Consider the following 6,745-nt stretch of genomic DNA (forward strand, 5'->3'; position numbering starts at 1 on the left):
ACGCCTGATTCAACTGACGACACGGGTTTCACATGCCGAACGCTCAACTGATTGCTGATCGAGACTTCGTCGTTTCCGAACTGGATCGAATGCTTTTCGGTTCCTTCGTCGAACACATGGGGCGCAGCGTGTACTCCGGCATCTACGAGCCGGATCATCCCACCGCTGATGCCCACGGCTTCCGCGGCGATGTGCTCGCGCTGGTAGCAGAGCTGGGTGTGACGCTGGTGCGCTATCCCGGCGGCAATTTCCTGTCCGGCTACAACTGGGAGGACGGCGTCGGCCCGCAGGCCGAGCGCCCGAAACGTCGCGATCTGGCGTGGTTTTCCACCGAAAGCAATCAATTCGGCACTAACGAGTTCATCGACTGGTGCGGCGTCACCGGCATCGAGCCCATGTTCGGGGTCAACCTGGGCACGCGCGGCATCGATGACGCACGGCGCTTCATCGAATACTGCAACGGCGCGCCCGGTTCCGCGCTGGCGGATTGGCGTATTCAGCACGGCTATCGCCAGCCGCACGGCATCAAATACTGGTGTCTCGGCAACGAGATGGATGGGCCCTGGCAGATCGGCAGTCTGACCGCCACCGAGTACGGCCGCCGGGCCCAGGAAAGCGCCAAGGTCATGCGCTGGGTCGACCCGGATGTACAGCTCGCGGCCTGTGGCTCGTCAAACCGCGGCATGCAGACCTTCGGACACTGGGAGCAGGAAGTGCTCGACCACTGCTTCGATCAGGTCGACCTTATTTCCCTGCATACCTACTTTCGCAACGACCACGACGATCTCGGCGAATATTTTGCCGAGATCGAACTGATGGATATGTTCATCCGCGAGGTGGTATCGATCTGCGACGCCGTGGCCGCCAAGCGGCGCTCGCCCAAACGCGTGATGCTGTCGTTTGACGAATGGAACGTGTGGTACCGCACCCACAGCGAACCCTGCATGCACAAGCCGGGCTGGCCGACCGCGCCGCGCCTGATCGAGGAAGTCTACGATTTCGAGGACGCGCTGATCGTCGGTGGCGCCCTGATCACGCTTATCAACAATGCCGATCGCGTGAAAATTGCCTGCCTGGCGCAACTCGTCAACGTCATCGCGCCGATCATGACCGAGCCCGGCGGGCCCGCCTGGAGACAGACCATCTTCTGGCCATTCGCACTCGCTGCCCGCCACGGCCATGGCCGCGTCTTGCAGTTGCATACCGCCAGCCCGGGCTACACGACACAGGCGGGCATCGAGGTGCCTTATCTTTACGCCACCGCCATCGACAACCGCGCGGATGGCACGGTGACGCTGATGGCCATGAATCGACACCAGAGCGAGCCGCTGGAATTGAACGCCGAGCTACGCGGCTACGGCCTTGAAGAACTGGTGAGCGCCACGGAACTCCACGAACAGGACACCAGGGCCACCAACACGGCCGACGAGCCCGATCGCGTCGTGCCCCGCCAACTCGCGGGCGTGCGTTTGAGCGAGGCGACCGTACAGGCCACATTGCAGCCCGCCTCGTGGAATGTCATCGTTGTGCGCACACGAGACGTATCGCACATCGGGATATAGTGCCCATTCGTCGTCCGATTTCGGCGCTTTTTCGCGCCGTGCGCGTGGCGCGCCGTCGATGTGGTGGGGCTTGAGTTGGCGCCCTCGTGGCCGGCCGCGGTTTTGACGATTGTCCCCGGAATGTCCGGACAGGGCCCCGTTGCAGGCGGCGTTGCGTTGAAAAGGGGTAACCGCGATACCGCGTGATACGATCGGTGAGGTAGGCATCAGCCGTGGTGTGGCGGCATCTGCGGCGGCGAGTGATCGAGCGGCTGGATGCGGCGCAACGCCGGGCTGGCGCGTACGGTAACGAGGCAAGGCGTCGACCCGACGCGCAGCGGGGTGGCAGCGGTGACCAACAATCCGGGGCAGTGGGCAGCGGCAGCGTCCGTCAAAGACTCGCCGGCCTGTTCTGCAACGGTCGATGCGGTCGTGCGCAAGACGGTGCCCGGTCCCGTGATCGAAAGCGTCGCAGGGGATCTGAGCCTTCGCCCGGCCGGTATCACGAGCCGCGAGGCTGGCGGCCGGCAACGTCGACCGGTATGCGACATCACTGAACCGCCGCCGGCACGCGCCATGACAGGACACTAGATGCGTCGCGCACCGCTGGTCACGGGCCTGCTTCTGATTCTGACCGTCGCGGCCGCGGCGGCCTCGCTGTTGCAGTATTTCCGCCCGGGCTCGCTGGCGCATCTGCCCATCGTGCCGGTGGCCGCCAGCCTTGCCGCCGTGTTCGTGGCCTGGCTGGCCAGCCGCGGCATCGAACGACTGGCTACGGGCCTGAACGTCGGTCGCCATGCCTGGCAGCGGCGTATCCGCCAGACGCTCCGCGTCGAGCCGGACCAGCGTTTTCGTGAAGCCGACCTGTTGGCGGCGCTGCTGCATCTGGCGGTATGGTTGCCGCTGCCGCTGGTCGTGCTGCACTTCTGGGGATTGTCGCGCGCCAGCCTGGACCTGCTGCGCCATATGGCCTGGACAGGCTTTCCCATCGGCAAGATCCAGCTCGTGCCGGCGCAGCTGCTCATGGGGGCGATCCTGCTGGTGGTGCTGGCCACGCTGATCCGCTGGCTGACCGGCGTGATGGAAAACCGCTGGCTGGCGCGCACGCCGATGGAGACACACACCCGTGAGTCGGTGGCCACCCTCACGGGCTACGCGTTGTTCGTGGTCGCCGCGCTCCTGGTGCTCAGCTATGTCGGGCTCGATCTCACCAAGCTGGCGTTCATCGCCGGTGCGTTATCGGTGGGTATCGGCTTCGGATTGCAGACGATCGTCAACAACTTCGTCTCGGGCCTGATTCTGCTGTTTGAACAACCGGTACGCAGCGGCAACTACATTACCGTCGGCGAAACCGAGGGCTTCGTGCGGCGCATCCGCATCCGCGCCACCGAGATCGAGACGCTGGACCGGATTACGGTGGTCGTGCCGAATTCCGAATTGCTGACGCAGCACGTGAAAAACTGGAATCTGCGTGACCGCTATGGCCGCCTGCGCTGCCCGGTCGGCGTGGCGTACGGCAGCGATGTGCAGTTGGTGCAGCGCGCCTGCTGCTCGAGGTGGCCCACGCCCATCGCGAAGTGCTCAGGGAAGGGTTGAAGGGCATGCCCGAGCCGCAGGCGTTGTTCCTCGCCTTCGGCGACTCGGCCCTGAACTTCGAACTGCGCTGCTTCATCCGCGACATTACGCGACGCTTCATCGTGATTTCGGAGATCAACTGCGCGATCGATGCCGCCTTCCGTGCCCACAATGTCACCGTCGCTTTCCCGCAGCTGGATGTCTGGCATCGTAACCTGCCCCCGTCTGCCGGTCCGGCGAGCGACGATGCGACAGGGTACTAAGTATCGCAATATGCGGTTTTGCATTCGCTCGGACCATAGGACGCAACCCGGCGTGCTGGCGCCCGGATCTCGGAAAAAAGGGACAGGCCTTGACCTGCGCGCATGGACAAAATCTGCCGCTATCGCCTGCTTCTTGCGAACATTCGACGCGGGCTGAAAGCGAACGGTCTAGGCCGCTCGTATGGCGCCGCGTATGGAATCGGTGGTCTGATTGATCGCAGTAGAGCCTGTTCCATGCGCATGATGCAGGCTGATCGAGAATCGCGGTAACGCCGGCAATTCCGAGTCACGCGGGAGCGTCTGCAGATGGGATGGCACGGCCGACTCAAGGCACGCGGTGATCGCCAAGTCACCCGCTACAGCGGCCATGGCTGCATCGAGATTGCCATCCTCGAACCGGTGCACCCACGAGATATTGTGTTCCCGCAATACGCTGAAGACCGAGTCACGAAACACGCATCGTTCGCTGACCAGCGAAAGCGGGAGTGGCCGCCTTGCATGGGCCTGGCCCGCGGGGCTGCCGACCCAGACCAGCTGCTCCGAGACCAGTTGAGTCGCCCCAGCGTGATCCCCAGGCGCTTCCAGCACCGACAAATCGATTTTGCCGGAAAGCAACAGGGCCTCAAGCTCGGCCGATGTGCCGCTTTGCATCGATAGCTCGATGTCCGGATCTGCTGTCGATAAGGATTTAAGAATCGCCGGCATGTAGCGACCGCCAAGATCACAAGGCATGCCCAGTCGTACGCGTTCGATTTTCTGGCGGCTCGTCGTCTCGACTAGAAAACGATCATTGAGTTCGACCATCGCCTCCGCATGACGCAGCAATCGGGCGCCATCGGCCGTGAGTTTTAAACCGTCGTTATCACGCTGCAGCAAACGGTGCCCCAGGAACGTCTCGAGGCGTTTGAGCTGCTGGCTGACGGCACTCTGCGTCAAATACAGCGCGTGGGCTGCCCTGACCATGCTGCCGTAGCGCACGACCGCGGCATAGGTGCGTAGAAGGCGAATCTCGAGATTTTGAGGCATCGGTCTATCGTCCAGGCTTAAGCAAGCCTAATGGCGCCCATTATAAACATTCGTTTTTCGCGTGCTTCCGGATCTTACAGAATCCACCTGATTCATGGGCTCACTCAAGGACGCAGGATGTGGCCGTCGTTATTGGTCTTTGTCTTTGTGGCGACCATTACCCCGGGTGGGGCCACGACATTGGCTACGGCATCCGGTACCCAGCACGGCCTGCGACGCAGCCTGCCGCTGATTGCCGGTATCGCGACCGGCCTGGCTAGCCTGGCTGCGGCCAGTTCGCTGGGACTCGGCCGTCTCTTACACGCCTTTCCGGCACTCGCTCTCGTGTTGCGAATCGCCGGATCCGGCTATCTCCTGTATCTCGCTTGGCAAGTCGCCTCGCTTGGCCGGCCCGATCCGGACTCGAAGAATATGCGCCGGCCCATTTCGTTTGCGGGCGGGGCGGTGCTGCTCTGGATGAATCCCAAGGGCTGGGCCATGACACTGAGCGCCGCCGTTACATTCAGTGCGCTAGCAGACACCCCCGTGGGGCTCGCCGTGAAGCTTGGCGCCGCGTTCGGCATAGCCGCCATTATATCGCTCACGTCATGGTGCGTGATCGGTAAGGCGCTCGGACAGTTGCTGCACAGCGACCGACAATGGCAAACCCTCAATAGGGCGCTTGGCGTTCTGCTGGCCGCGTCCGTCGTCGCGTTGTGGTTCGAGTAGCTTATTCGAATAATTTTGCCGTCGCACGGCGCTGATGTCTCAATGAACTGGCAATCAATCGAGGATATTCCATGGTGACCTGCTATCTACGTTATGTGATCGACCCGCTGAAGCTGGAAGATTTCGAACATTACGCCCGGCTCTGGATCCCGCTGGTCGAACGCTTCGGCGGCACGCATCACGGCTACTTCCTGCCTCACGAAGGCCCGAACAATATCGCGGTCGCACTTTTTTCCTTTCCGACGTTGGCGGCTTACGAAGCCTATCGAGAGAAAGCCGCGGACGACCCGGACTGCCAGGAGGCCATGCGCCACTACGAAAAGACACAGTGCTATTTGAGTTATGAACGATCGTTCATGCGTCCGGTGTTACAGGCATATGAGTGAGCATTCGGGGTCAGGTTTGACGATGTGCAAGCCCTGAGGTGGACCCGGTTACTTGGAACGGCAGCGCGATACGAAGCCCGGTCCGGTCGGCAACGGCCCGGCTTGCTCGCCTTCCGCTTATCCTGTCTCGGGTTCCGCCCGATTTATCAAGCCGGCACAAAAGCACCGGCACAAAAGCAGATGATTTTTCGGGTTAATATCGCGAGTATGCGGCCGCAGGCTCGCCACGGCCATTGGTCGCGAAACCTTTGAAAATAAAAGGCGGGCAGGCGCCGGCTTTTATTTTTGAAGGCGTTGAAAACAGCTGATGAAGTCAGCTGTTTTGGTGCCGGATTAATAGTGAACGCGAGCGACGCGATGCGCACCGATAGCCGTTTGTCCCGAATGCTGCACTTTCTGTCGCATATGGCGCGTGCGACCGAGTCGATGACGTCGGTGCAGATCGGCTCTCTGTCGGGCAAAAACGCGGTCGTGGTGCGGCGTACGATGGCCGGTCTGCGGAAGGTCGGCCATGTTGATGCCGAGAAGGGGCGCCGCGGCGGTTGGTGTAACGCCTGAGAGCAGACGCGCTAAAAGCGACGGTCACCCTGGCTCGACGTACCGTATAAATACGGTGTTGGTCTCTCGGGCAAGGTGACCGATTATCGAATGTTTGAAATCGCCTTGTGTCGCTGTGGCGGCAATATCCGTGATTCAGCTGGGTTGCGGATGCCGCGTCTCGAACTTTTTTCGGGGCTATTCTTTTCCATGGTCGTACTCTGCCGAGAGCATTTTTCGCACTGACGTTCAGTCCAGTGGAATCAGACTTAACGGTACGAATTCGAAGCGTGTTAATTGCCGGAGCACCTTGGATGAAACCAGAACTTGTATTGTTATCCCACCATAGGGTGTGCACGAGGCGGAACGGCTTGGTATTGCAAAGAGATGGCAGACAAACGCGCACACAATGGACTACGCCGAGGTGCCGCGCGTAGTCAAGAGGAACTGATCGAGGCGTTCGATTCGCTTTCACCCCGCGAGCAGCAGGTGCTTGATCTGCTGCTCCGTGGCTTCCTGAACAAGGAAATCGCCCATTATCTGGAGCTCAGTCCGCGCACAATCGAGGATTACCGGGCTTCCCTCAAGCGCAAAATGGGCGCCAGAACCTCGGCTGAATTGGTGACGCTGGTTACCGCGGTGCGGCACCACGAGTCCGGGGATTAGCGGAAAACGAAGGGTCTGTATGCCGTGTAAATACGGTATTGAT

7 protein-coding genes and 1 pseudogene are annotated in these 6,745 nt (G+C 61.2%); 7 read left to right on the forward strand and 1 reads right to left on the reverse strand.

Translation table 11 applies throughout. The features are described 5' to 3' along the window. Positions 1 to 32 precede the first annotated feature (32 nt). The 3 genes from arfA (at position 33) to ACS8Y6_RS17605 (ending at position 3,379) form a co-directional block, all read left to right on the forward strand. Entirely contained in the window at positions 33 to 1,562 is a 1,530-nt protein-coding gene (gene arfA, locus ACS8Y6_RS17595) for an arabinosylfuranosidase ArfA (RefSeq protein WP_440851606.1), read from the forward strand. Between the two features lie 570 nt (positions 1,563 to 2,132). After that, the gene (locus ACS8Y6_RS17600; protein ID WP_440856174.1) at positions 2,133 to 3,137 is read left to right on the forward strand and encodes a mechanosensitive ion channel family protein; all 1,005 of its coding nucleotides are present in this window, start codon (positions 2,133 to 2,135) and stop codon (positions 3,135 to 3,137) included. Next, a complete protein-coding gene (locus tag ACS8Y6_RS17605; RefSeq protein WP_440856177.1) occupies positions 3,119 to 3,379 on the forward strand; it encodes a hypothetical protein in 261 nt (86 codons plus the stop codon). Before ACS8Y6_RS17600 ends, ACS8Y6_RS17605 begins: the two co-directional genes overlap by 19 nt. Before the next feature lie 168 nt (positions 3,380 to 3,547). Here ACS8Y6_RS17605 and ACS8Y6_RS17610 read toward each other — a convergent pair whose 3' ends face one another. Next, positions 3,548 to 4,405, reverse strand: a complete 858-nt coding sequence (locus tag ACS8Y6_RS17610; protein WP_440856175.1) for a LysR family transcriptional regulator — start codon at positions 4,403 to 4,405, stop codon at positions 3,548 to 3,550. Between the two features lie 117 nt (positions 4,406 to 4,522). Here ACS8Y6_RS17610 and ACS8Y6_RS17615 point away from each other — a divergent pair, with 117 nt between their 5' ends. From ACS8Y6_RS17615 to ACS8Y6_RS17630, 4 genes and pseudogenes are all read left to right on the forward strand, one after another. Further along, complete coding sequence (locus ACS8Y6_RS17615) at positions 4,523 to 5,113, forward strand: LysE family translocator (RefSeq protein ID WP_440851603.1); 591 nt, start codon at positions 4,523 to 4,525, stop codon at positions 5,111 to 5,113. Between the two features lie 71 nt (positions 5,114 to 5,184). Further along, positions 5,185 to 5,499 carry an NIPSNAP family protein gene (locus tag ACS8Y6_RS17620; RefSeq protein ID WP_440856176.1) on the forward strand — a complete coding sequence of 105 codons (315 nt, stop codon included), beginning with the start codon at positions 5,185 to 5,187 and terminating at the stop codon, positions 5,497 to 5,499. 357 nt (positions 5,500 to 5,856) lie between these two features. Then, positions 5,857 to 6,045: pseudogene (locus ACS8Y6_RS17625) on the forward strand (Rrf2 family transcriptional regulator); the annotation flags it as partial. 378 nt (positions 6,046 to 6,423) lie between these two features. Then, a complete protein-coding gene (locus ACS8Y6_RS17630; protein WP_440851601.1) occupies positions 6,424 to 6,702 on the forward strand; it encodes a response regulator transcription factor in 279 nt (92 codons plus the stop codon). The last annotated feature ends 43 nt before the right edge of the window (positions 6,703 to 6,745 follow it).

The organism is Salinisphaera sp. RV14 (genome assembly GCF_052044135.1).
In the GTDB taxonomy this organism is placed as follows: Bacteria; Pseudomonadota; Gammaproteobacteria; order Nevskiales; family Salinisphaeraceae; genus Salinisphaera.